Here is a 22,519-nt window from a genome sequence, read left to right as displayed (position 1 = left end):
TGTTGCCACAACTACAACAAGCTCAGGAGCAACCCCATGGAAACCGTGAAACTCGCCACCCGCCGTTGGTGGTACATCATGCCTATCGTGTTTATCACCTACAGCCTGGCCTATCTGGACCGCGCCAACTACGGCTTCGCCGCCGCCTCCGGGATGGCCGAGGACCTGATGATCACGCCGGGCATGTCCTCGCTGCTTGGCGCGCTGTTTTTCCTCGGCTACTTTTTCTTTCAGGTGCCGGGGGCGATCTATGCGCAAAAGCGCAGCGTCAAGAAACTGATCTTCGTCAGCCTGATTCTGTGGGGCGGCTTGGCGACGCTGACCGGCGTGGTGTCCAACGCCTACATGCTGATCGTCATCCGCTTCATGCTCGGGGTGGTCGAGGCGGCCGTGATGCCGGCCATGCTGGTGTACCTGTGCCACTGGTTCACCCGTGCCGAACGCTCGCGGGCCAACACTTTCCTGATCCTTGGCAACCCGGTGACCATGCTGTGGATGTCGGTGGTGTCGGGCTACCTGGTGCAGCATTTCAGCTGGCGCTGGATGTTCATCATCGAGGGCCTGCCGGCGGTGTTGTGGGCGTTTATCTGGTGGAAGCTGGCCGATGAGCGTCCCAAGGATGCCAAGTGGCTGAGCGACGCCGAAAAGCACAGCCTGGAAACCGCCCTCGCCGCCGAGCAGGTGGGGATCAAGGCCGTGAAGAACTACGCCGAGGCGTTCCGTTCGCCCAAGGTGATCATTCTCGCCCTGCAGTTTTTTTGCTGGAGCATTGGCGTGTATGGCTTCGTGTTGTGGCTGCCATCGATCCTCAAGGCCGGTTTGCAGATGGACATGGTCGAAGCCGGCTGGCTCTCGGCCCTGCCCTACCTGGCGGCGGTGATTGGAATGCTCGTGGTGTCCTGGGGTTCGGACAAGCTGCAGAAACGTAAGCGTTTTGTCTGGCCGCCGCTATTGATTGCGTCGATTGCTTTCTACGCGTCCTACGTGCTGGGCGCCGAACACTTCTGGTGGTCCTACACCCTGCTGGTGATCGCCGGGGCCTGCATGTATGCACCCTACGGCCCGTTTTTCGCCATCGTCCCGGAAATCCTGCCGGCCAACGTCGCCGGTGGCGCCATGGCACTGATCAACAGCATGGGCGCCTTGGGCTCGTTCGGTGGCTCGTATCTGGTGGGTTACCTCAACAGCAGCACCGGCTCGCCCGGCGCTTCGTACCTGCTGATGAGCGGCGCGCTGCTGCTTTCGGTGGTGCTGACGATTTTCCTCAAGCCCGGCGCCAGTGATCGCGCGCCGGCGCCAACCTTGGAGTTGAAGGTAAAGACCTCATGAAAAAGTCCGTTGTGTTGTACAAGAAACTGTCCGCGCCGCTGATGGCCCGCCTGCATGAGCAGGCCGAGGTCACGCTGATTGATGCACTGGATGAGACCGGCCTGGCCAAACTGCGCGATGCACTGCCCACTGCCCACGGCCTGTTGGGTGCAAGCCTGCGCCTGGACGCCCGATTGCTCGACCTGGCACCCAAGCTGGAAGCAATAGCCAGCGTCTCGGTGGGCGTCGACAACTACGATATCGATTACCTGACCCAACGCGGCATCCTGCTCAGCAACACCCCGGATGTGCTCACCGAAACCACCGCCGACACCGGCTTTGCGCTGATCCTGGCGACCGCCCGGCGCGTGGTGGAACTGGCCGACATGGTACGCGCCGGGCAATGGAACAAAAACATCGGCCCGGCGCATTTTGGCAGTGATGTACATGGCAAGACCCTCGGCATCATCGGCATGGGCCGCATCGGCGAAGCCCTGGCCCAGCGCGGGCATTTTGGCTTCGGCATGCCGGTGATCTACCACAGCCATTCGCCCAAGCCGGCGGTTGAAGCGCGCTTTGGCGCGCAGTACCGAAGCCTCAAGGACTTGCTCAAAGAGGCTGATTTTGTCTGCCTGACCCTGCCGTTGACCGCTGAGACCGAGAAGTTGATTGGCGCCGAGGAATTCGCGCTGATGGGGCCGGAGACGATTTTTATCAATATCTCCCGAGGCAAGGTGGTGGACGAGGCGGCGCTCGTGCAGGCGTTGCAGCAACGCACTATCCGCGCGGCGGGGTTGGATGTGTTTGAGAAGGAGCCGCTGGATCACGCGTCGCCGTTGTTGCGGTTGAACAATGTGGTGGCTACGCCGCATATCGGCTCGGCCACCCATGAGACGCGGGAGGCGATGGCCAAGTGTGCGGTGGATAATCTGTTGGCGGCACTGGCTGGCGAAAAGCCGGTAAACCTGGTGAATCCAGGGGCATGGCGGCACTGACACAACACAAGAGCAAAGGTGGAAGCTGGCTTGCCTGCGATAGCCATAGGTATCTACACAACTCTGAAGCGATCGACGGTAACCACGATGCTAAGCGAGCCGCTCTTGATCTTGATCTGGCTTTTGATCTGAAGCGCCCCGTCAAACCACGCTGGCCGAACGCAGGCTTGAAGTCGTGGGCAACCCGGCAGGACGCCGGGTTAGCCGCCCCGCGCCATGGATGGCGCGTGGCGGCGGCCCACGACTTCAAGCCTGCGTTCGGGCACACCGAGCCTAGGCGAGGTGCCGAGTGGTGGGGCGAAGGCCTTTTGGTTACTTTTGGGCCTTTCCAAAAGTGACCCGCTGTAAGAGCGGAACCATAGGTGGCCGTTACCGCAGGAACGGATATGTACGCGGTCAGATCCAACATCCTGGTCGGCTGTAAGGCCGCCATCGCAGGCAAGCCAGCTCCCACATTTGGATTGCGGCGCGTCAGTTAGATCAGCGTCGGCTGTCAGTCCGTCACGGGAGCAAGCGCCCTCGCCACAGGTCAGCACCGGCCCAAGTTGTGTAGATCCCTATGCTGCGATAGCGGTAAGCCAACCCATGATGTGCTGACTGTAAGATTGCTATCGCAGGCAAGCCAGCTCCCACAGGGTTTTGTGGCGGCTGTTAGACGACGAACCTGGCCACCATCCCATTCAAATCCACCGCCAACCTCGACAGCTCATGGCTGGCCGCGCTGGTCTGGTTGGCGCCCGCCGCCGACTGGGTGGCCAAGTCACGGATGTTGACCAGGTTGCGGTCCACCTCGCGGGAGACCTGGGCCTGTTCTTCCGACGCGCTGGCAATCACCAGGTTGCGTTCGTTGATCAGGCTGATAGACGCCGTGATCTGCTCCAGTGAGGCGCCGGCTGCGCGTGCCATTTCCAGGGTGGTCTGGCTGCGCTGGTTGCTCTGTTGCATGGACTGCACCGCCTCACCGGTACCGTTCTGGATGCCGGCGACCATTTTCTCGATTTCCTGGGTCGACTGCGCGGTGCGATGGGCCAGGGCGCGCACTTCATCGGCGACCACCGCAAAGCCACGTCCGGCCTCGCCGGCACGGGCGGCTTCAATCGCCGCGTTGAGCGCCAGCAGGTTGGTTTGCTCGGCAATCGCACGGATCACATCCAGCACCTTGCCGATATCCCGGCCCTGAGCGGCCAGGCCTTCAATCATCGCGGAGGTATTCTGTACGTCCTGGGTCATGGTCTGGATCGCGCCGACGGTTTCCATCACCCGATCACGGCCTTCCCGCGCGGCCTGGTTGGACTGCCCGGACGCCTCGGAGGTGGAAACCGCGTTACGCGCCACCTCCTCCACTGCCGCCGTCATCTCATTGACGGCCGTGGCGGCCTGGTCAATTTCATTGTTCTGCTGTTGCAGGCCACGGGAGGCTTCCTCGGTGACCGCGCTCAACTCTTCCGCCGCCGAAGCGAGCTGCGTGGCCGAACCGGCGATGTGCTGGATGGTCTGGCGCAGGCTGGCTTGCATGGTCGACAGCGCACTGAGCAACCGTGCCGGTTCGTCCTTGCCATCGTCCTCGATGGTTTTGCTCAGGTTGCCGGCGGCAATGGTTTCAGCCACTTCCACAGCCTTGCGCAACGGGGTCACGATACTGCGGGTCAGCAACCAGGCCAGCAGCACGGTGAGCAATGCCGCCACCACGGAGACTGCCACCACACCGGTGATCGCGCCTTCGTAGCTTTGCCCGGCATCCTCGTCGGCCTGCTTGGCGTCGGCCGCATTGATGGCAATCAGCTTGTTCAGTTGCTCGCCCATCTGGTCAGTGCCGTCCTTGATACGGCTGTTGATCAGGGCGCGCATCTCATCGACCTTGCCCTGTTTGGACAATGCCACCATCTCGGCCTGGGCCTTGAGGTAATTGTCCAGGGTCACGCCAAAGGTCTTGTACAGCGCTGCCTCCTCCGGGCCGGCAGGCAGCGTGGCGTATTTGGCCTGGGCGGTCTTGACCTTGTCAGCCAACACACCGATGCGGGTCTCGGCTTCCTGCAAGGCGGCAGGCTCGCGGTTGACCAGCACACGAAACGACAGAATGCGCATGCGCAGCACGTTTTCGGTGATGGTGCCCAGGTGGGTCATGCTGGGCAGTTGGTTGGCGCTCATGTCCTGGGAGGATTGGCGCATTTGCGTCATGCGGTTGACCGCAAACACGCCCAGCAGCACCACCAGAACCGCAATGAAGGCAAAACCGATAAACGCGCGAGGGGCAATATTCAGGTGACGGAGGGACATAGGGCTGCTCTCAGAAGTAGTGTTTGCGAGCGTCCTTGCCGCGAAACGATCCGTCAGCGTCAACGCGCTGCCCAGACCTTGGTCACCACTGTTGTCGTTGTAGTGTGGGCCTATGCTTGATATCGGCTGGGCCACGGCTTTAGCGCAGGTTTTTTATAAATATTTTTTTACACTTCAGGCGCCTGGCACTTTCTGGCATCCTGCGCCTCCATTTTCTGACCCGAGCCATCATTTTGTCTGACGCTCAAGCCCCCCGCCCGCGCTATAAATCCGACCTCATGTACGGCCTCGAAGACCGCCCGCACTTCACCGCCGCGATTTTTGCCGCGTTGCAGCATGTGTTGGCGAGTTTTGTCGGAATCATCACGCCCACCCTGATCGTCGGCGGCGTACTCGGGCTGGAAAGCGAAGTGCCGTACCTGGTGAGCATGGCGCTGTTTGTCTCGGGGCTCGGCACCTTTGTGCAGGCGCGCACCTTCGGGCCGGTGGGTTCGGGGCTGTTGTGCCTGCAAGGCACCAGTTTTTCTTTTATCAGTGTGATTTTGAGCGCCGGGTTTATGGTCAAGGCCCGGGGCGGCGGCACCGATGAGATCCTCTCGACGATCTTTGGCATCTGCTTTTTCGCGGCGTTTATCGAAGTGGTGCTCAGCCAATTCATCGGCAAACTGCGCAAACTGATCACCCCGGTGGTCACCGGCACCATCATTACCTTGATGGGCTTGTCGCTGATCAAGGTGGCGGTCACCGACATGGCCGGCGGCTATGGTGCCAGCGACCTCGGCGCCGCAGGCAACATGGGCCTGGCGGCGTTGGTGCTGCTGACCATCGTGGTACTCAACCGCTTCAACAACCCGTTCCTGCGCCTGGGTTCGATCGTGATCGGTTTGACCCTGGGCTTTGTAGTAGCGTGGCTGCTGGGCCGCGTCGACATGGCCGCCCTGCCCCAAGTACCGCTGATCAGCGTGCCCGTGCCGTTCAAATATGGTTTCTCGTTCGACTGGGTGGCGTTTATCCCGGTGGCGGTGATCTTCCTGATTTCGCCCCTGGAAGCCGCCGGTGACCTGACCGCCAACTCGATGATTTCCCAGCAACCGGTCAAGGGCCCGCTGTACATCAAGCGCATCAAGTCCGGCCTGCTGGCCGACGGCCTCAACTCGGCGATGGCCGCCACCTTCAACAGCCTGCCGATGGTGACCTTTGCCCAGAACAACGGCGTGATCCAATTGACCGGCGTGGCCAGCCGCTACGTGGCGTACTTCATTGCTGGCCTGCTGGTGCTGCTGGGGCTGTTTCCGATGATCGGCGCGGTACTGCAACTGATGCCCAAGCCCGTATTGGGTGGCGCGACTCTGATCATGTTCGGCACCGTGGCCGTGGCCGGCATCAAGATCCTCGCTGAAGCGGGCCTGCATCGACGTAATGTGCTGATCGTGGCGATTTCCCTAGGCATGGGCCTGGGCGTCGCCGCCGTGCCGGAAGTGCTGCGCGAGCTGCCCAAGGCGCTGCACAACATCTTCGAATCGCCGATCACCGTGGGCGCATTCTGTGCAATCCTGCTGAACATTTTCCTGCCCGAAGAGTTCATAGAGCTGGAAGAAGATGAATTCGAGCCGGAGTCCTCTACCCTCAAGGTCATGCAGGACCCGGACGTTACCCAAAAGTAGGAGCATTTCTTTATGCGCAAGCTCATGGTTGTATCGCTGTTGCTGCTGACCTTGAGCGCCTGCGCACTGTTCCCCAACCGCGACCCGGTGAACATCAATGTGGTGGGCATCGAGCCGCTGCAAAGCCAGGAACTGGAAGTGCGCTTTGCGGTGAAGCTGCGGGTGCAAAACCCCAATGAAGCGGCAATCGACTACAACGGCGTGGCGCTGGATCTGGAGGTCAATGGCCGGCCACTCGCTTCTGGCGTCAGCGATCAGGCTGGGAGCATCCCACGCTTTTCTGAAACCGTACTGATGGTGCCGGTCAGCGTTTCGGCGTTTTCGGTGTTGCGCCAGACCCTGGGCCTTAGCCAGACCCAAAGCCTGAACAACCTGCCCTACGTGCTGCGCGGCAAATTGGCGGGTGGCCTGTTTGGCACCATGCGTTTTGTGGAGCGTGGCACCCTGGACTTACCGAACACTGCCACCTGGTAAGTGGCTGAAAACCACATGTGGGAGCTGACTTGCCTGCTCCCACAGGTTGATTGCGTTCAGTCAGTGATATAGCGAACGCCTGGCTTGGCGCGCTCGTCGACCACCAATTCAAAAATATCCGGCCGGGCGTAATGCCCCACTACGTCGTAGTCGTAGCGGGCCCGCACCAACTGATCAGTATCGATCTGCGCCGTCAACAAACCCGCTTCGCCCACCAACGGCCCCGCCAGAATATCGCCCATGGGTCCAACGATCACGCTGCCGCCGGCAATCAACGGACGGTCCACCGGCCAGTTGGCAACCTCCACACCCAAGGCTTCAGGCGATGCCTGCACCTGGCAGGCGCTGACCACAAAGCAACGCCCTTCATGGGCAATATGGCGCATGCTCACCTGCCACATGTCGCGCTCGTCCACGGTGGGTGCACACCACACCTGGACGCCCTTGGCGTACATCGCGGTGCGCAGCAACGGCATCATGTTTTCCCAGCACACCGCGCCGCCGATACGCCCAACCGCGGTGTCAATCACCGGCAGGGTCGAGCCGTCGCCCTTGCCCCAGATCAGCCGCTCGGTGCCGGTCGGCATCAGCTTGCGATGCTTGGCCACCAGGCCGCCCGAGGGTTCGAAATACAACACGCTGCAATACAGCGTACTGCCACTGCGTTCAATCACGCCCAGCACCAGGCTGGCACCGGTACGCGCCGACATCCCGGCCAGCGCCTCGGTTTCTGGCCCCGGCACGTCAATGGCATTGGCAAAATACCGTGCAAAGGCTTCCCGGCCCTCGGGCAGGCGATAACCCAATTGCGTGCCAAAGCTTTCGCCCTTGGGATAGCCGCCCAGCAACGCCTCGGGCATGACCACCAAGTGCGCGCCACTGCGCTGGATTTGATCCTCATAGGCCAGGATCTGCGCCTGGGTGTCAGCCTTGCCGCCAGGCAAGGCGCCGATTTGCAGGGCTGCGACAGTCGATACGGGCATCAGGCTTACTCCGATAGATAGGGGTTGCCCATTCTCTGGCCAGACTCGATCATGAATAAAGCCCACCTCAGTGCTAAATGATATGAGCCAAATGAATATCGCCCAGGTTGACCTCAACCTGCTCAAAACCTTCGAAGCCCTGCACGACGAGTCCAGTGCCAGCCGTGCGGCGCTGCGACTGGGTGTGACGCAGTCGGCGATCAGCGCGGGCCTGCGGCGCTTGCGTGAGCTGTACGGCGACCCTTTGTTCGTGCGCACCGGACGCGGCCTGGCGCCCACATTGCGAGCCAATCAGTTGAAACCGGTGATCAGTGAGGCATTGGATCGCTGCCGCCAGAGCCTGGCGATGATCAGCCCGCAAAACTCGCACTACGAGGGCCGCTCGGTGGTGCTGGGGCTGTCGGATGACTTCGAGATTGCTTATGGCCGAAGCCTGATGGAGGCCATCGCACTGCGCCTGCCCAAACTACGGGTGATCTTTCGCCAGACCTACAGCCAGATCGTCGCCGCCGCCCTGCTCGACCGCACGCTGGACCTGGCCATTACCGCCGGCGGTTTTACCGAGCGCAGGCTGAGCCGACAGGTGCTGGGGGAAGGTGACTATCGTTGCCTGGTAGACCCCCATAGCCTGGCGCCGGGCCAGGAGGCTATCGACCTGCAGGGGTTTGTCACACGGGAACATGTATTGGTGTCGTCAGGCGGGTTTATCGGCATTACCGATGAAGGTTTGGCCGCCCACGGGCTGCGCCGCCACGTGTGCGCGTCCACCAGCCACTTTGCCGCGCTGCCGTATCTGCTCCAAGGCAGCACCGCCGTGGCAACCATTCCCGGGCATGCAGCCCACGCCATTGCGCAAATGACCGGCCTGCGCGTGCTGCCCTGCCCGCTGGCGCTACCGCATTACCCGGTGGAGTTGGGCTGGCGCACCCAGGCTCAGTTGGACCCGCTGTTGCTCAAGGTACGCGAAGCGATTGTGGCGTGCTTTACTTCGCCGCCGCCATCAGCTTGTTGACTTCACTGCGCACCATGTTGGAAAACTCCGGCGGCGACATGCCGTCGAGTTCGGCACGCACCCATTCGGCCCACTTGCCCTTGCGCTTGGCGCGCTCACCGAACAAGCGCGCGGCTTCGCCCTTGGCCTTGCCCAGGTTGGTTTGCCACAGGTCGTAGAGGCGCGACTTTTCATCTTCCAGCTCGGCGCGTTCGGCGAGGGTCTTGTTGGCGAGATTGAAGCTCATGTTGAATTACCTGCTGCACAAATAGGTGACATCTTACACTGTAGGCTCAAAGTTCCCGATCCGGATTTTGCCTCGGATGAGCGCATGGGGAAAAAAACTGCAACTTTTGCCTCCCCCCGATACTCCATTGTTCACTGCCACATCCACCTGCAAGGAGTCACTCAATGGCCCGCAAAACCGCCGCCCAAGCTGTCGAAGATCAAATCAAGGACCAAGCGTTCAGCGAACTGAGCGCGTTGATCGAAGAGTCGGACAAACTGCTCAAAAGCAGCGCATCCCTGGTGGGCGAGGAAGGTGAAACCCTGCGCGAGCAGGTTGCCATCAAACTCAAGCAAGCCCTGGAATCGGTGTCCAATGTGCGTGAACGCAGCAAGCCGGTCGTGGATGCCACCGAGACTTACATCGGCGGGCACCCATGGCAGACCGTGGCCATTTCCGCAGGCTTTGGCCTGGTGGTCGGCCTGTTGCTGGGTCGCCGTAACTGATCCATTCAGGCTGCGCCCCCCGCGCAGCCTGTTTCACCCCGCCGCCAACGCCCTCAACTCGCGCAACGCCTGCGCGTCCAGTTCGATCCCGGTTTCCTGCGACTTCGCCCGCGTACGATGGCGTCGGTCCCCCGGCAATCGACGCAACCCCGCCGCATGCATCTGCCGCACCAGCTCCTGGCTGCGTTGGGCGAAGCTTTGCCCAGCGGTTTTACTCGGGTCGATCACGATCAGAAGCTGGCCTGTCCACGGCGTGCGCGCGCCTGGGTGGTCCGTCCAATCGAATTCAAAAGAGAAGTTGCCGCCCGTCAACGCTGCCGCCAGCAACTCCACCATCATCGACAGTGCCGAACCCTTGTGCCCGCCAAATGGCAACAGTGCGCCGCCTTCCAGAATGGCTTTAGGGTCCTGGGTCGGCTGCCCGAGGCTATCGACGCCCATGCCCGGTGGCAACCGCTCGCCTTTGCGCGCGGCGATTTGCACGTCGCCATGGGCGATGGCGCTGGTGGCCAGGTCAAACACAATCGGCGCACCGTCGGCCCGGGGCGCCGCAAACGCGATGGGGTTGGTGCCGAACAACGGACGATCCGCGCCGTGGGGCACCACGCAGGTCATGCTGTTGACCACGCTGAGTGCCACCAGCCCCTCCTCGGCAAACGGCTCGACGTCCGGCCACAGGGCAGCAAAGTGATGGGAGTTATGGATTGCCAGCAACGCGATGCCGGCGCTGCGTGCCTTCTCCACCAGCAACGGGCGCGCCGCCGCCAGGGCCGGCTGGGCAAAACCATTGCCCGCATCGACGCGCACAAAGCCTGAGGCCACATCGGTCACGCTGGGGACGGCGGTGCCGTTGACCCATCCACTGGCCAGCGTCGAAAGGTAACCGGGGATGCGAAAAATACCGTGACTGTGGGCACCGTCACGCTCGGCACTTGCGCAGTTGTGCGCAAGAATCGCAGCAACCTGCGCCGATGTGCCGTGCCGAACGAACACCTGATGAAGTAACTCCTCCAGTTCAGCGAAGCGGATCGAGGCACAAGCGGTGGCAACTGTCGGGGACTGCGCAGACATTTGAAGCTCCGTTTTTATGATTGGAAGGGGCAACGAATGGGACATCCAGACCCTCGATTAAACACCACGCACGCTCTGCGTTGTCAACGTGCGCAGCGCTGAATATTTACCGCCTTGCACCACGGACGCCTGCCTACCCTGTGCTTTTCCTGGCACGCCGGAGACAGGCTGTGGTTCGCTTAACGCCCCCGTATTTCTTCCCTGAGTTTCTCAAACCCCAAGGCAAAGCCTCGCCCACCGCTCGTGAACGTACGCTGGGGCTCACCGCCAAAGACCTTGATTGGCTGTACAACCTTTACCTGGCTACCGACGAGTCTCGGCAGGACACAAGCCGGCATGATCACCCCATGCGTGTTGAAAAGGTCCTGATCAACATTTCCGGCAAGCCCCCCATTCCCCTTGCCGGCGCGTTCGCGATCAGCCCGACACCCGACGCCGCCAAGGCATTGCTCTACACCCCGGATAACGGCATACAGGTCTATGACAGCCACGCTGCCCTGCTGAGCGAATTGATCGAGCAATTGGAAGACCCACTGCAGAGCGCCCCTTTGCTGAGCTACCTGTCGATGGACCAACGCAATGCGCTGGGCGCTGACACGCCCATGGTGTTGACCACTCAGCTCATCGAAGATGAAGTCATGCCGGAGCAGGCACGCATGCTCCAGGCCTGCCAGCTGGATAACGTCAAGGCCATGCTCGACCACCTGCAAAAAACCCCGACCTTGCCTGACATGCTCGACACGCTGCTGAGCGTCATGGCCCGCCCCCATTTCAAACACCTGGATCAACGGGACACACGGGTCAATGTCTTAACCCGCGAAGCTGAGCAAGCAACGCCACGCTGGGTCAACTCGCAGACCTTGAGCGAAGCGCTGCTGCAATTTTATGTGCGTCACAGGTGGCCCAAAGGGCAGATACGCGAATACTCGAACCCAAAACATGACACCACTGGTTTCACTGCCTCCGAACGGGAAGAAGATCACCGGCGTTGGGAGGCCTTGATCGAACAAAGCTCCAGTACTCTCTCGAAGCTGTTGGAAAGCCTGTTGCAGACCTACTGGAATGAAGATATCGACAGCGGCACCTCGCGCGTGGATTTTTTTGCTCAAGGCGTGGCGCAGAAGTTTCGCCTCGATGTGTTGCTCAAGCGCCAGGGCGAGATTATTACCGCCGAGGAAAGCCACGCACTTCAGGCCCTGTTCCTCAGCGACCAAAGCGCCCGCAGCGCCCATGCCGAAAACCTCAGCGTGGAAAAGGTGCGCCTTTATGCCCCTCATCAACATTACGTTGAACCAGCGAGCACCTTGATGATCACCGAGCACCACGCGTACCTCTACACCCAATCGCGCGGGTTACAGGTGCTGGAAAACCTCGACGACCTCAAAGACCGGTTACTGAGCATGCTCAAGGCCGAAGGCTACGAGGACGAATGGCTCAACTTCCTCTCATTGGATGAGCGCGACACGCTGCTCGGCCTGGACCCGATCACCATCGCGGCAAGGCCGATACCCGGCAATGTGTTCGTGACCTTGGTACAAGACATTGCGCGCAAGCAAACGGACAACCTTAACCACGCCCTGGAAATCTACCGGCGCAGCGATGGCCAAGTGGACCTCACAGCCCTGCTCGACAGTGCCCTGGACGTACGTGCCTTGCTGGACAATCAACTGGCCACACTAGAGACCAACGGGCGCTGGACGTTGCATCCGGTCACCCGTGGTAATGGCCGCCCTACGACCGTCAAGGCCGAGCGCGCCCGGCTGCAGCTTCAGAACCTGCGGGCGATTGAGCGTGCGCTGGCGATGGAGCGCGCGCACCACCCGACCTTACGTAGCATCGTCGCTGACACGCTCAACGCTGAACTGCAACTGCAGCAACAGTCAGTCAAAGCCGAAGAGGTGTTTATCAATACCTACGCCACGCGTGCCCAGGAGCGTGAAGAGCGTGCGCCAGTGCAGTCATTGAGCATGCTTGAGCACTTCATTGAACGTCTGGCCCAAGAGGCGCCTGCGGTGCCCTTCTCGTCCAGGACGAAGTTCTATACGCGGGGCGAAGGCAATGTCTTCGTGCAATTGCCAAGCATGACGCTCAAGACGTTCAACACCGTCATCGAGCGCGTCCTGCTGCTGTTTTCCAAGCACGCCATGCGCCAGCAACCCCATGAGTTTCTGGTCAAGACTCACGCCAAACACGCCCACTCGATGCTGGTGGGGTTACGCAGCGAAGCCGAGCTGAGGTCGCTGGATAAAACCCTGGCGCCCACAAGCCAGGCCATTCTCGACACGCTACTTCAGCCCGACAGTCTGTCGCGCTTGACACGCCATGGCCTTAACGGATTTTTGCCGGATGCCTATGGGTTGACGTTGGACTTGAACGCCGTCGATACGCCACAACCGCTGGCCAATACGTTCGTGATTACTGAGCGCGGCGGTATCGACCCGCAGCGCTCGGGCCAGGCGCTGCTCTGGACCCCGCGCCTGGGCTACGAAGTCTTTGCCTCGATCAACGCCCTGCGCGATGAAATCACCCAGCGCCTGGCGCACCCGATCAACAGCTTGAGCCTGCTGGAAAATCTGCCGTTCAGCTTGCGCGAGCCCCATCAGGCATTTCGCCAGGGCCCGCTGCAACGTATTGATCAGGACCTGTTGAATGACCGAGTAGACAGCTACAACGACGCGGTCATGGAAGGCGTGGATCACCTGCTATCCATGGGCCTGCGCGCCCGTGCCTTGCAGGATCGGTTGGACGCCGTCATCGAACAGCCTCCGCCCACCAACCTTGGCAGGGCAATCACACTGGCCGATGCCATGGTCAACCAGCAGGCACTGCCGGTGTGGCTGGGTATGGCGCCGGCCCAGGACCAAATCCACCAGGCTGAACTTCTGGAGCAGTACTGCAACAACGCCGACGAGGAACATGACTACCTGCATGACATCCAACCCCTGCGTGCTTATGCCTTCACCACGCTGATGACGCTGCTTGAGGCGCGCTTTCCCGGCCAGGCGCTCAACCCCGATCACATCCTGATCCCCACCGATGCAGTGCTCGATGTGAATGTCGACAACCTGACCGACTTTGCGTTGCGGCACTGGCCAAATCTGACGGTTCAACACATCCGCCCACGTTCACGCACGGCAAAGCCATTACCGCAAGCCCTGGACGCAAGTGCCGTAATACAAATGGTGCGACAGCTGGATCTCAAAAGCGCTTATCAGCAACAGGTGCGAAGCCACCTTGAGGCGCAAACCGATGATGCACGCCAACGCAGGCGTCTGTTTTGCCGTCAGTTGCCGTGGCAAGCGCTGCAACACGCCGACGAGCAACGGTTGCAGGAGCGGCTTTCCACCCGAGCCTTGAGCCTGGTCCAGCAGATTTTCGATATGCCGGACACCGTGGCCCGAGCTTCACTCAGCGGGACCACGGCGATGATTCGACCGCTGGAACTGATCGCCACCGAAGGCGCCAGTACCGCCAAGGTGCTGGGTGTGTACCTGATCGGCCCGCAGTTTCCTGGCGAGGGTCCATGGGTGCTCTACGCGCCGTACAGCGAACAGCATGTGTTCAAGGAATACGCGGATGAAACGGCCTTGCTGGATGAGATACAAAGGCCCGGCATCCTGCAGGACTGGGTGCTTATGCACCTGGAAGACCCGCACCAGGCCACTTACCGCCATTTGCTGAAAAACAACCAGCATAGCCCGTCCGATATCCGCCTGGCCGCTTCGGCAGTGACGGGCAATGTGCTGCATTACCTGTTCAGCGAGAACACATTGATGTTGCTCAAGGTACTGGGCAGCCAATTCGAAGAAGGCACCAAGACCTTGTGGGATCATGCGACCCGCTTGTTCGGCACGCAAATCCCGACGGCGGTGCAGTTCATGGCCGGCAAACTCGCCTACCCGCTGGTGGTATGGCGTAGCTACACCTTGTTCAAGCGCTCGGCCGAAGCCTTGCAGCTACACCAGTGGCAGGCTGCATTCAAGGATTTCGTCAGGGGCGTGGCGCAAATGGCCGCCCTGCGCAGTGCGCTGGACGGCACCGCCCTTGCCCCACCCACTGAAAAGGAGCGCTCGCTGGCCGAGCTGACAGATGAGTCACTGCCCGCAGCCACCACCCTCGCCACCTGGCATGTCACCTGCCCTTCGCGCACCCGGCTGCAACCGTTCGAGGCACAGGACGTGGCGTTGCAAGACCTGAAAAAGAGCACGCTCAGCCAGGTGTATGAAGACCAGAAAAACGCGAAATACTACGTGCCGCTGGCCGGCAAGGTGTATAGCGTCAAGAACGCCGCACAACATTGGCGCCTCGCCAACGACGAGCAGGTGGGGCCGTACATCGGCCGTAATGCGCAGGGCATATGGGTACTGAAGCTGGACGGCCAGGAGCCGCGCTTCGGCAGGGCCCAGTCGTACCTCAAGACGTGGCGCAATGAGGTACGGGACATCAACATTGAAGCGGTCGGTATCCGCGATATTGGCGCGTTGACCTATTGGAAAGCCCAGGCCATCACCGAAGCGTTGAACTTTGCGACTTATTACGCGCTGAACTGCCGCCGCAACGTTGCGCAATTTGCTGTACAACGCGACCCTGACAGCCGGGTTGGGCGGTTTTTAGGGGAAATGTTTGGTGTCGTCACACTGACCCCGGACCAGGTCTTGAGAGTCACAAAAATAATCGACGAGATCATCGATGAACTCACCGACCCCAGCTTGACCGGTCCGAACTCCATGCGTTTTGTCGCGGGCACCAGCCGACAGGACCCGGCGTCGGATTATGCATTCATAATTCCCGCTGACACAGAACGCAAGCTGTATCTTCTGAGCCGATTCTTCGACCCTAATCTGGACGTCTACCAGAACCGTCTGCTGGAGAATGTGGCGTTCAACATATCGACGCACGCCAGGGCCAGCACGCTGATTCACGAATTATCGCACTTGAAGCTCGACACCGTGGACATTGCCTACCTGGACAGCATGCGACCCTTCCCAGACTTGATCAATATCGAAAGGCCCGGCGCCGAAGTGCTTAAAACCACCCTGGAGGATCTGCGCAGCACCGCGTTATCGACGATGACGCCTGCAACGATGCTGTTCAAGACTCAAGACACCCTCACCGAACTGTGGGAAGACTTCAAACCAGGTTCTGCAATTGAAAAGAAAATTTTCAAGGCCACCGGTGCCAAGACCTTGCAGGACGCGAGGATCATTTTCATGTCAGTCCCTGATAAACGGATTGACACCATTCTGGCCAACGCCGACTCGGTGACGTACCTGATCACCCATCTTGGCCGCCAGGTGGAGCCGGGCGCCTGAACGGCCCCCGGCGAGTGCATCAGTCTTTCTGGTCACGCAGCACGTTACCGGAAGCGCCATCGATGCGCGCCTCATACACGATGCCATCGGACTTGCGACCTTTGACTTCCCAATAGCCATTGTCATCCGCTTCAGCGGCGTAGACCTCAATGTAGCCGGCCTTGGTTTTCGCCACCTCGATGGCTTTCTCAATGGTGATCCAGCCTGCACCCGGCTTGTCGGCCATGGCGGCGCCAGCGCTCAACAGCGCGGAAGTAGCACACAGGGCGATCAAGGTTTTCTTCAACATTTTCGTACTCCATAGTGGACGACAGGTTAATTCCTGAATTTTTAGGCGCACACAAACAAGAATAAGTTCCAATTGATGTGCAATCGCCATGATGCAGTTCTCGCCGTCCACCTTGGGAGGTTAGAATGTGGGAAATCAGGATGAGTTAATGAGCGAAAAGCCCCTTTCAGAAACCGAATATGACGCCATCACCGACGCCGCCGCGCATTGGTGCATGCGCCTGCATGCTGCAGATTGCACGGCGGGCGAACGTCAGGCTTTTACCCAGTGGCACGATGCCCATCCGCTGCACGCCTTCGAATATGCAGCCATGCTCGAGATCTGGGACGTGGCCGACCACCTGCCCCGCGACAAGCCTGAGGCGGTGGTGGTCCCAATCAAGAAGCCAGCCAGCCGCTTGCGCACCTACGCGGTGGCCGCAGCGGTGTGCCTGGCGGCATTGCCGCTTGCCGCCTTCACCGGCTGGGAAGCGGGCTGGTTGCCCAGCTCCTATGAACGGTTCGAAGCAGCCAATGGCTTGAAAAAAGTCACCCTGGGCGATGGCAGCCAAGTGGAGTTGAACCTGGGCACCGAGTTGGTCTACAGCCATTACAAGGACCAGCGCCGTGTCACCCTGAAAAAGGGCGAAGCGTTCTTCAACGTCACGCACGACAGCCACCACCCGTTTATCGTGCGGGCCGGCGAAGGCCAGGTGCGAGTGACCGGCACGCAATTCAATGTCTGGGAATATGAAAATCAGGTGCGGGTGATGTTACTGGAGGGCTCGGTGCAGATCTCCAGCGACGGCGAGCATGCCAGTGTGCCGCTTAGCCCAGGCATGCAAGCCAGTTTCCATCAGGGTGACGCGACCCCGCAGGTCGCCGCTATCAATCCCGATGACACCGCGCTGGCATGGCGCCAGGGCAAGCTGGTGCTCGACAACCTGACCCTCACGGACGCCTTGCCCCTGATCAACCGCTACCTGAAAAAGCCGGTGATGCTCGCAGACGCCAGTACCGGCGCGATTCGCGTCGGCGGTATCTACAACATCAATGAGGTCAACAACCTCGTGCCCTCCCTGCCCAAGGTGTTGCCGGTGTACCTGACCCAAAACCAGGACGGCAACCCCGTGCTCAACTCCATTCCGCGTAAAGCCCCCAAGGGCTGAGCCCGCTCGCACGAAGCGGGACGTTTGGGCCGCAGGTGTCCATTTTTGAAACACCTCCCTCACCTGCATCGCCCGCCGTATGCGGATTCATGGTTCTGTCACAGGCAGTGTTACATGGCTGAGACAGCGTGAGATGAGCATGGGCCTATCTCACGCCTTTGAGACTGTTTCAACCCTGAAACAGGGTTGCCATCACTTTGCCTCGACTTTCTCCCAACCCCTTGAATAACCACATCTAATAAAAAGCGGCACGCCTTCTGCTCTTTCCCTGACACCGCTGTTTAGGGTCAGCGTTAAGAATAAGGACTGCCGCCGTGAACACACTCACACACGCCTCGTCGATAAACGTACTGCTGATCAGTTGCGTGCTCAGTGCAGGTGTCAGCCTGACGAGCCAGGCGGGTGACGGTGTGATCGTGACCGGGCGTACGGTGCAGGGCCACATGTACGGGCGCACCTCGCTGCCCGACCCCTACCCCAACACCGCCAATGCCAACCCCAGCAAAGAGATCAACAACGCTTTGACCGGCGAACTCAGCGACAGGGATATCGGCGGCATCAGCAGTGGCTCCAGCCTCGCCCGCTCCCTACAGCCCAACGGCAGCCTGTCAGGCCTGGGCGCCACCCAAAACAGCATGTCGACACTCGGCGCTGGCGCAGCGGCAGGCCATGGTGCGGGCAGCGGCAGCAGCATGGGCGGGCAGATCAGCGACTCGATCCAGCGTGGCATGGCGCCGCTCAACAACCTCGGCAGCATGATGGGGGGCAAGTGATGAAGCGCGCCCTGTTGGTGCTTGCCCTGCTGGGCAGCGCCTCGGCCATGGCCGACAACACCGCCGTGATCAACCACAGCGGCCAGCAATACGACGGCGTGCTGTCGATCAACCAGGCCGCCGGCACGGGGCAACAAATGTCCAACAGCCGCGCCATCGCGCTCGGTGGCCAGGCCACCAACGTCGACATCCAGCGTGTCGACGGCAAGGTCGACCCGTCCCTGAACGCCAAGGCCGCGATCCAGGGCAACTCATTCAGCAGTGGCAACGGCGTACTGGGCATCAACCAGTCTGCCGGGGCTAATAACCAATCCATCAACGCTGTGCGGATCAGCCTCAACCCTGGCCCGCAGAGCATCGATGACAGCGTCCTGTTGCAACAGAACACGACGACGCTGGCAACCGACTCAGGGCTCACCCCCACCACTGGCAGCCGCCAGGTCGTGACCAGCGACCAGGCCTTCACCGGCAGCCGAGGAGTGACACAGGTGAACCAGAGTGCCGGGGTGGGGAACCGAGTGGCTAACACCCTGGGCATCACTATCAAGTAACCGCTTGGTAGACGTTCGTTAGACCGTACCAACACTTAACCAACTAATTAGAAGCAAGGAGAAACACCATGAAACCTCAAATGGCTCTGAAACCAATGGTTTTCGCTCTCGCCGCACTCATGGCTGCTGCTGCTCAAGCGGGTGGCTGGCATCCAACCCCACAACCCACCGGTACTGTGGCCGCTGTGGTCACTGACGTACAGAAAAGCGAACACAACAAATTCGACGACACCAACACCGAGAACAACGCATCAGCCGACAACTCGGTAAATAGCAACAGCGGTAATGTCGGGGTCAACGCACAATCAGGTTCCGGCAACCAGGCTGACAACGCCGGCGCCATTTCCAGTGCCAAAGGCGACTTCGCCACCGTGTTTGCCGTGATCGATGTCGACCAAGGCAGCTCGCATAACAACTTCGTCAACAAAGGCACGCAAAACAACGCCTCCCTGGACGGTTCCATCACCGGCAACTCCGGCAACGTGGGTTACAACGGCCAGGCCGGCCAGGGGAACCAGGGTAAAAACAACCTGGCCATCACCACCGCTGACGGCAAGAACATCGCAGCAGCGTCCAACACCGAGCAGAACTCGCTCAACAACAGCTACCTGAACACGGCCGCCAGCAGCCATGGTTATGGCAAGCCTCAGTACGTGTCCAACAACGCAAGCCTCGACAACTCGGTTAACCGCAACTCCGGCAACGTAGGTGTCAACCTGCAATCGGGTGCGGGCAACCAAGGCAGCAACAGCCTGTCGATCGGCCAAGGTTGCAGCGTCTGCGCCAGCGGCGTGCGCTTCTGATCCAACGGGGCCTTGGCGACAAGGCCCTTTTTTATTCCAGTGTCCAACAGGTCATTCGATCATGCGTATCGCGACCCTCACCCTCCTGATGTTACTCACCGGCACGACCTGGGCAGGCACCATGGCGATTTCCGCCATGCCCGGCGGTGCGGTGATTTTCAAGAAGGTCGAGAGCATTCGCGAGCGCCGGTTCGCCAACCTGGTGGAACAGAAAACCGACTTCAGCTGCGGTGCCGCAGCACTCGCCACCATCCTGCGCCAGGCCTATTGGCTGGACGTCGACGAAGCACACATCATCAAAGGCATGCTGGTCACCGCCGACCAGGACCTGGTGCGAACCCAGGGCTTTTCCATGCTGGACATGAAGCGCTACCTCGAGAGCATCGGCATGCGTGCCCGGGGCTACAAGATCGCGCCTGAGACCCTGCTGACCGTGAAAATCCCCGTGGTGGTGCTGCTGGAAATTCGCGGCTACAAGCACTTCGTGGTGTTGCAACGGGCCGACAAGGACTGGGTGTACATCGGCGACCCCGTATTGGGCCACAAGCGCTATTCCCGTGACGATTTCGTCAAAGGCTGGAATGGCATTGTCTTCGCCGTACTGGGTGAGGGTTACGACAAGGCCAACGTCTTGCTCGACCCGCCCCTGCCGCTGACCGCCAAGAGCCAGATGAATGAGTTCAGGCCTGTGGGCGATGCCGAGCTGATGGATTTCGGTTTTATCCAGAGCGACTTCTTCTAGAAGCGCAATAAGGGGCAGGACGCCCCAGGAGCAGCAGATGAACACTTCCCGTTGGCTGACGGTCTTGTGTCTGGCCGCCTCAATGCCTGCTTATGCGTCCTCGGGGTTCAAGCCCATCGAACTCAAGGACGCCGAAATGGCCGAGCTGCGCGGCCGTTATGTGATGCCGGGACGCATCATCAGCTTTGGCATTGTCATGAGCAGCACCTGGACCAATGCCGAAGGTAGCAACATCACCGGCACGGCCAACATGCAGATCGACAAGACCACCATTACCCCACAGTTCTACGTGCAAACCACCGGCTCGACCGGTACCGGCACGCGCCCCAACACGGGCACCGGCAATGTGGTCGGGGGTGCCGGCCTCGGCAGCGGCCAGGGCGTGACCCAAAGTGTACGCACCGCCGGCGATGGCAACGCCGCCTACAACAATGTGGGCATCAACGTCGAAAATGGGGTTAGCCCCGCCAATAACCTGCAGTCCGGCCAGGTGCTGGTGGCGGGCGGTACAGTGACCGGGGACAGCGCCGCGGGCCGTGTCAGCGTATCGGCCAACAGTGGCGGCGTGCAGATGGCCATCCAGGCCAATCACAACCAGGGCAACAGCCTGCAACAGATCGGCGCGGGGAACGTGCTGCAGGGCACGGTATTGACCGGCGATAGCAACCTTGTCAGAAACATCACCCAGATCAACGTGGTGATGAACAATAACGGGCTGAACAACGCCGCGTTGAACTGCAACCTGGATCAACTCAAAGGCCTACGCACGCTCGGTTATTGAACTACGCTGACCCTCGACACTTACGCATTAGAAAAGGACGGCTTATTTCATGCATCGATCGTTATCGCTACGTGCGGTGGTTTGTTTGAGTACGCTCTTGCCCGCATCCGTGCTGTATGCCGCGCCAGACGCTGACATCGAAACCCTGAAGAAGGAACTGCTGGAACTCAAGCAACGCTACGACGTGCAGCAAAAAGCCTTGGCCGTGCTGGAGCAACGTGTGCGCCAGGTCGAGGACCAACCGGCAACGCCCGCCCCCAGGCGCCTGGCCAAATCACCGGCCGACTTCAAGAACGGCGCTAACACTGTCGCGGCTAGCGGTACGGGCGCAGCCGCGGCATCCGGTGGCGCTGGCGGGGGTGGCAGCTCCTACGGCCAGGCCCTCAAGGACGACTCGGCCCCTGCGCAAAGTGTGAGCAACCTGTACAACGAGGCCAGCGGCTTTTTCGGCAATGGCAAGTTCAGCGTGGAAACGGGCATCACCTATGCCCGTTATGACGCGCGCCAGTTGACGCTCAATGGTTTCCTGGCGCTGGACTCGATTTTCCTGGGCAACATCAACCTGGACCGGATCAAGTCCGACAGCTGGACCCTGGACCTTACCGGGCGCTACAACGTCGACAACCGCTGGCAGTTCGACCTGAACGTGCCGGTGGTGTACCGCGAGTCCACCTACCAGTCGGGCGGCGCCGGCAACGACGCCACCGCCACCTCCGAAGGTTCCGTGACCCGTGACCCGACCATCGGCGATGTCAACTTTGGCGTGGCGTACAAGTTCCTCGACGAAACCTCGACCTTGCCCGATGCGGTGGTGTCGGTGCGCGTCAAGGCCCCGACGGGCAAAGAGCCCTTCGGCATCAAACTGGTCAAGCAACCTAACAACGATAACCTCTACGTGCCCGAAAGCCTGCCCACGGGTAACGGGGTCTGGTCGGTCACGCCGGGCATCTCCCTGGTCAAGACCTTCGACCCGGCCGTGCTGTTCGGTTCGTTGTCGTACACCCACAACTTTGAAGATTCTTTCGATGACATCAGCAGCGAAGTCAATCAGAAGGTAGGAGGCAAGGTACGCCTGGGCGACAGCTTCCAATTCGGGGTCGGCGTCGCCTTTGCCTTGAACGAGAAGATGAGCATGTCGTTCTCGGTTTCCGACCTGGTGCAGCGCAAGAGCAAGCTCAAGCCCGATGGCGGCGACTGGCAATCAGTGGTGTCCAGCGATGCCAACGCCGGCTATTTCAACGTGGGCATGACGATTGCCGCCTCGGATAACCTGACCATCGTGCCGAACCTGGCGATTGGGATGACCGATGATGCGCCGGACTTTACGTTCAGCCTGAAATTCCCGTATTACTTCTGATTGGTTTGCCTGCGGGCGGTGTGTCAGTTACTGCATCTGTGACTGCACTCCCGCTTTCGCAGGCAAGCCAGCTCCCACATGGGCCCTGTATTGCCCACAGAATCAGCGCCTGACACAAATCCCCTGTGGGAGCGGGCTTGCCCGCGATGGCGGTGTGTCAGTTGCTGCATCTGTGACTGCACTACCGCTTTCGCAGGCAAGCCAGCTCCCACATTGGCCATGCATTGCCCACAAAATCAGCGCCTGACACAAATCCCCTGTGGGAGCGG

Annotated in this window: 19 protein-coding genes; 14 read left to right on the top strand and 5 right to left on the bottom strand. The window is 60.4% G+C overall.

What is annotated here, in order from left to right:
- Positions 1-36: 36 nt before the first annotated feature.
- Positions 37-1,329 carry an MFS transporter gene (locus tag BOP96_RS18420; protein WP_073453614.1) on the top strand — a complete coding sequence of 431 codons (1,293 nt, stop codon included), beginning with the start codon at positions 37-39 and terminating at the stop codon, positions 1,327-1,329.
- The gene (locus BOP96_RS18415) at positions 1,326-2,303 is read left to right on the top strand and encodes a bifunctional glyoxylate/hydroxypyruvate reductase B (RefSeq protein WP_014718726.1); all 978 of its coding nucleotides are present in this window, start codon (positions 1,326-1,328) and stop codon (positions 2,301-2,303) included. The genes BOP96_RS18420 and BOP96_RS18415 overlap by 4 nt, the downstream gene beginning before the upstream one ends.
- Positions 2,304-2,954: 651 nt before the next feature.
- Here BOP96_RS18415 and BOP96_RS18405 read toward each other — a convergent pair.
- On the bottom strand, positions 2,955-4,580 hold the full coding sequence (locus BOP96_RS18405; protein ID WP_014718728.1) for a methyl-accepting chemotaxis protein: 1,626 nt from the start codon (positions 4,578-4,580) through the stop codon (positions 2,955-2,957).
- Between the two features lie 233 nt (positions 4,581-4,813).
- Here BOP96_RS18405 and BOP96_RS18400 point away from each other — a divergent pair, with 233 nt between their 5' ends.
- Positions 4,814-6,244 (top strand): nucleobase:cation symporter-2 family protein, encoded by a 1,431-nt coding sequence (locus BOP96_RS18400; protein WP_032901653.1) that lies wholly within the window; start codon positions 4,814-4,816, stop codon positions 6,242-6,244.
- Positions 6,245-6,256: 12 nt separating this feature from the next.
- Positions 6,257-6,718, top strand: coding sequence for an LEA type 2 family protein (locus BOP96_RS18395; protein WP_073453612.1), 462 nt, complete (start codon positions 6,257-6,259; stop codon positions 6,716-6,718).
- Positions 6,719-6,774: 56 nt separating this feature from the next.
- Here the strand turns inward: BOP96_RS18395 and BOP96_RS18390 are convergent, their stop codons facing one another.
- Positions 6,775-7,701, bottom strand: a complete 927-nt coding sequence (locus BOP96_RS18390; RefSeq protein ID WP_073453610.1) for a carbon-nitrogen hydrolase family protein — start codon at positions 7,699-7,701, stop codon at positions 6,775-6,777.
- 91 nt (positions 7,702-7,792) lie between these two features.
- Between BOP96_RS18390 and BOP96_RS18385 the strand changes: the two genes are divergently transcribed.
- On the top strand, positions 7,793-8,713 hold the full coding sequence (locus tag BOP96_RS18385) for a LysR family transcriptional regulator (protein WP_020301094.1): 921 nt from the start codon (positions 7,793-7,795) through the stop codon (positions 8,711-8,713).
- Here the strand turns inward: BOP96_RS18385 and BOP96_RS18380 are convergent.
- Positions 8,685-8,939 carry a hypothetical protein gene (locus tag BOP96_RS18380; protein ID WP_003190904.1) on the bottom strand — a complete coding sequence of 85 codons (255 nt, stop codon included), beginning with the start codon at positions 8,937-8,939 and terminating at the stop codon, positions 8,685-8,687. The genes BOP96_RS18385 and BOP96_RS18380 overlap by 29 nt on opposite strands.
- A 164-nt stretch (positions 8,940-9,103) precedes the next feature.
- Here BOP96_RS18380 and BOP96_RS18375 point away from each other — a divergent pair, with 164 nt between their 5' ends.
- Positions 9,104-9,424 (top strand): DUF883 family protein, encoded by a 321-nt coding sequence (locus BOP96_RS18375; RefSeq protein ID WP_019817806.1) that lies wholly within the window; start codon positions 9,104-9,106, stop codon positions 9,422-9,424.
- Positions 9,425-9,457: 33 nt separating this feature from the next.
- Here the strand turns inward: BOP96_RS18375 and BOP96_RS18370 are convergent, their stop codons facing one another.
- On the bottom strand, positions 9,458-10,495 hold the full coding sequence (locus tag BOP96_RS18370; RefSeq protein WP_020301093.1) for an Ldh family oxidoreductase: 1,038 nt from the start codon (positions 10,493-10,495) through the stop codon (positions 9,458-9,460).
- A gap of 170 nt (positions 10,496-10,665) precedes the next feature.
- Between BOP96_RS18370 and BOP96_RS18365 the strand changes: the two genes are divergently transcribed.
- On the top strand, positions 10,666-15,807 hold the full coding sequence (locus BOP96_RS18365) for a dermonecrotic toxin domain-containing protein (protein WP_073453608.1): 5,142 nt from the start codon (positions 10,666-10,668) through the stop codon (positions 15,805-15,807).
- Between the two features lie 19 nt (positions 15,808-15,826).
- Here the strand turns inward: BOP96_RS18365 and BOP96_RS18360 are convergent, their stop codons facing one another.
- Positions 15,827-16,096 carry a PepSY domain-containing protein gene (locus tag BOP96_RS18360; protein ID WP_014718736.1) on the bottom strand — a complete coding sequence of 90 codons (270 nt, stop codon included), beginning with the start codon at positions 16,094-16,096 and terminating at the stop codon, positions 15,827-15,829.
- 148 nt (positions 16,097-16,244) lie between these two features.
- Between BOP96_RS18360 and BOP96_RS18355 the strand changes: the two genes are divergently transcribed.
- The 7 genes from BOP96_RS18355 (at position 16,245) to BOP96_RS18325 (ending at position 22,250) form a co-directional block, all read left to right on the top strand.
- A complete protein-coding gene (locus BOP96_RS18355) occupies positions 16,245-17,243 on the top strand; it encodes a FecR family protein (RefSeq protein ID WP_014718737.1) in 999 nt (332 codons plus the stop codon).
- Between the two features lie 314 nt (positions 17,244-17,557).
- Positions 17,558-18,016 carry a hypothetical protein gene (locus BOP96_RS18350; RefSeq protein WP_019817803.1) on the top strand — a complete coding sequence of 153 codons (459 nt, stop codon included), beginning with the start codon at positions 17,558-17,560 and terminating at the stop codon, positions 18,014-18,016.
- On the top strand, positions 18,016-18,567 hold the full coding sequence (locus tag BOP96_RS18345) for a hypothetical protein (RefSeq protein ID WP_020301092.1): 552 nt from the start codon (positions 18,016-18,018) through the stop codon (positions 18,565-18,567). The genes BOP96_RS18350 and BOP96_RS18345 overlap by 1 nt, the downstream gene beginning before the upstream one ends.
- 68 nt (positions 18,568-18,635) lie before the next feature.
- Positions 18,636-19,370: a hypothetical protein gene (locus BOP96_RS18340; RefSeq protein WP_003190893.1), complete on the top strand. Its 735-nt coding sequence runs from the start codon at positions 18,636-18,638 to the stop codon at positions 19,368-19,370.
- 61 nt (positions 19,371-19,431) lie between these two features.
- Entirely contained in the window at positions 19,432-20,112 is a 681-nt protein-coding gene (locus BOP96_RS18335) for a C39 family peptidase (protein ID WP_020301091.1), read from the top strand.
- Between the two features lie 37 nt (positions 20,113-20,149).
- Positions 20,150-20,893 (top strand): hypothetical protein, encoded by a 744-nt coding sequence (locus BOP96_RS18330; RefSeq protein ID WP_032901657.1) that lies wholly within the window; start codon positions 20,150-20,152, stop codon positions 20,891-20,893.
- 49 nt (positions 20,894-20,942) lie between these two features.
- Complete coding sequence (locus tag BOP96_RS18325; protein WP_032873010.1) at positions 20,943-22,250, top strand: hypothetical protein; 1,308 nt, start codon at positions 20,943-20,945, stop codon at positions 22,248-22,250.
- Positions 22,251-22,519: the final 269 nt, after the last annotated feature.

Origin of the sequence: Pseudomonas sp. FSL W5-0203 (assembly GCF_001896155.1) — a bacterium.
Taxonomy (GTDB): Bacteria; Pseudomonadota; Gammaproteobacteria; order Pseudomonadales; family Pseudomonadaceae; genus Aquipseudomonas; species Aquipseudomonas paracarnis.
Note: the sequence above shows the minus strand (reverse complement) of the source record. Positions and strands in the feature narration are given on the sequence as shown.

Excerpts from the sequence above, each read along its gene's own strand:
- BOP96_RS18340 (WP_003190893.1), top strand. The coding sequence starts at position 18,636 with ATGAAACCTCAAATGGCTCTGAAACCAATGGTTTTCGCTCTCGCCGCA.
- BOP96_RS18325 (WP_032873010.1), top strand. The coding sequence starts at position 20,943 with ATGCATCGATCGTTATCGCTACGTGCGGTGGTTTGTTTGAGTACGCTC.
- BOP96_RS18420 (WP_073453614.1), top strand. The coding sequence starts at position 37 with ATGGAAACCGTGAAACTCGCCACCCGCCGTTGGTGGTACATCATGCCT.
- BOP96_RS18330 (WP_032901657.1), top strand. The coding sequence starts at position 20,150 with ATGAACACTTCCCGTTGGCTGACGGTCTTGTGTCTGGCCGCCTCAATG.
- BOP96_RS18405 (WP_014718728.1), bottom strand. The coding sequence starts at position 4,580 with ATGTCCCTCCGTCACCTGAATATTGCCCCTCGCGCGTTTATCGGTTTT.
- BOP96_RS18345 (WP_020301092.1), top strand. The coding sequence starts at position 18,016 with ATGAAGCGCGCCCTGTTGGTGCTTGCCCTGCTGGGCAGCGCCTCGGCC.
- BOP96_RS18375 (WP_019817806.1), top strand. The coding sequence starts at position 9,104 with ATGGCCCGCAAAACCGCCGCCCAAGCTGTCGAAGATCAAATCAAGGAC.
- BOP96_RS18370 (WP_020301093.1), bottom strand. The coding sequence starts at position 10,495 with ATGTCTGCGCAGTCCCCGACAGTTGCCACCGCTTGTGCCTCGATCCGC.
- BOP96_RS18355 (WP_014718737.1), top strand. The coding sequence starts at position 16,245 with ATGAGCGAAAAGCCCCTTTCAGAAACCGAATATGACGCCATCACCGAC.
- BOP96_RS18360 (WP_014718736.1), bottom strand. The coding sequence starts at position 16,096 with ATGTTGAAGAAAACCTTGATCGCCCTGTGTGCTACTTCCGCGCTGTTG.
- BOP96_RS18390 (WP_073453610.1), bottom strand. The coding sequence starts at position 7,701 with ATGCCCGTATCGACTGTCGCAGCCCTGCAAATCGGCGCCTTGCCTGGC.
- BOP96_RS18385 (WP_020301094.1), top strand. The coding sequence starts at position 7,793 with ATGAATATCGCCCAGGTTGACCTCAACCTGCTCAAAACCTTCGAAGCC.
- BOP96_RS18395 (WP_073453612.1), top strand. The coding sequence starts at position 6,257 with ATGCGCAAGCTCATGGTTGTATCGCTGTTGCTGCTGACCTTGAGCGCC.
- BOP96_RS18415 (WP_014718726.1), top strand. The coding sequence starts at position 1,326 with ATGAAAAAGTCCGTTGTGTTGTACAAGAAACTGTCCGCGCCGCTGATG.
- BOP96_RS18335 (WP_020301091.1), top strand. The coding sequence starts at position 19,432 with ATGCGTATCGCGACCCTCACCCTCCTGATGTTACTCACCGGCACGACC.
- BOP96_RS18380 (WP_003190904.1), bottom strand. The coding sequence starts at position 8,939 with ATGAGCTTCAATCTCGCCAACAAGACCCTCGCCGAACGCGCCGAGCTG.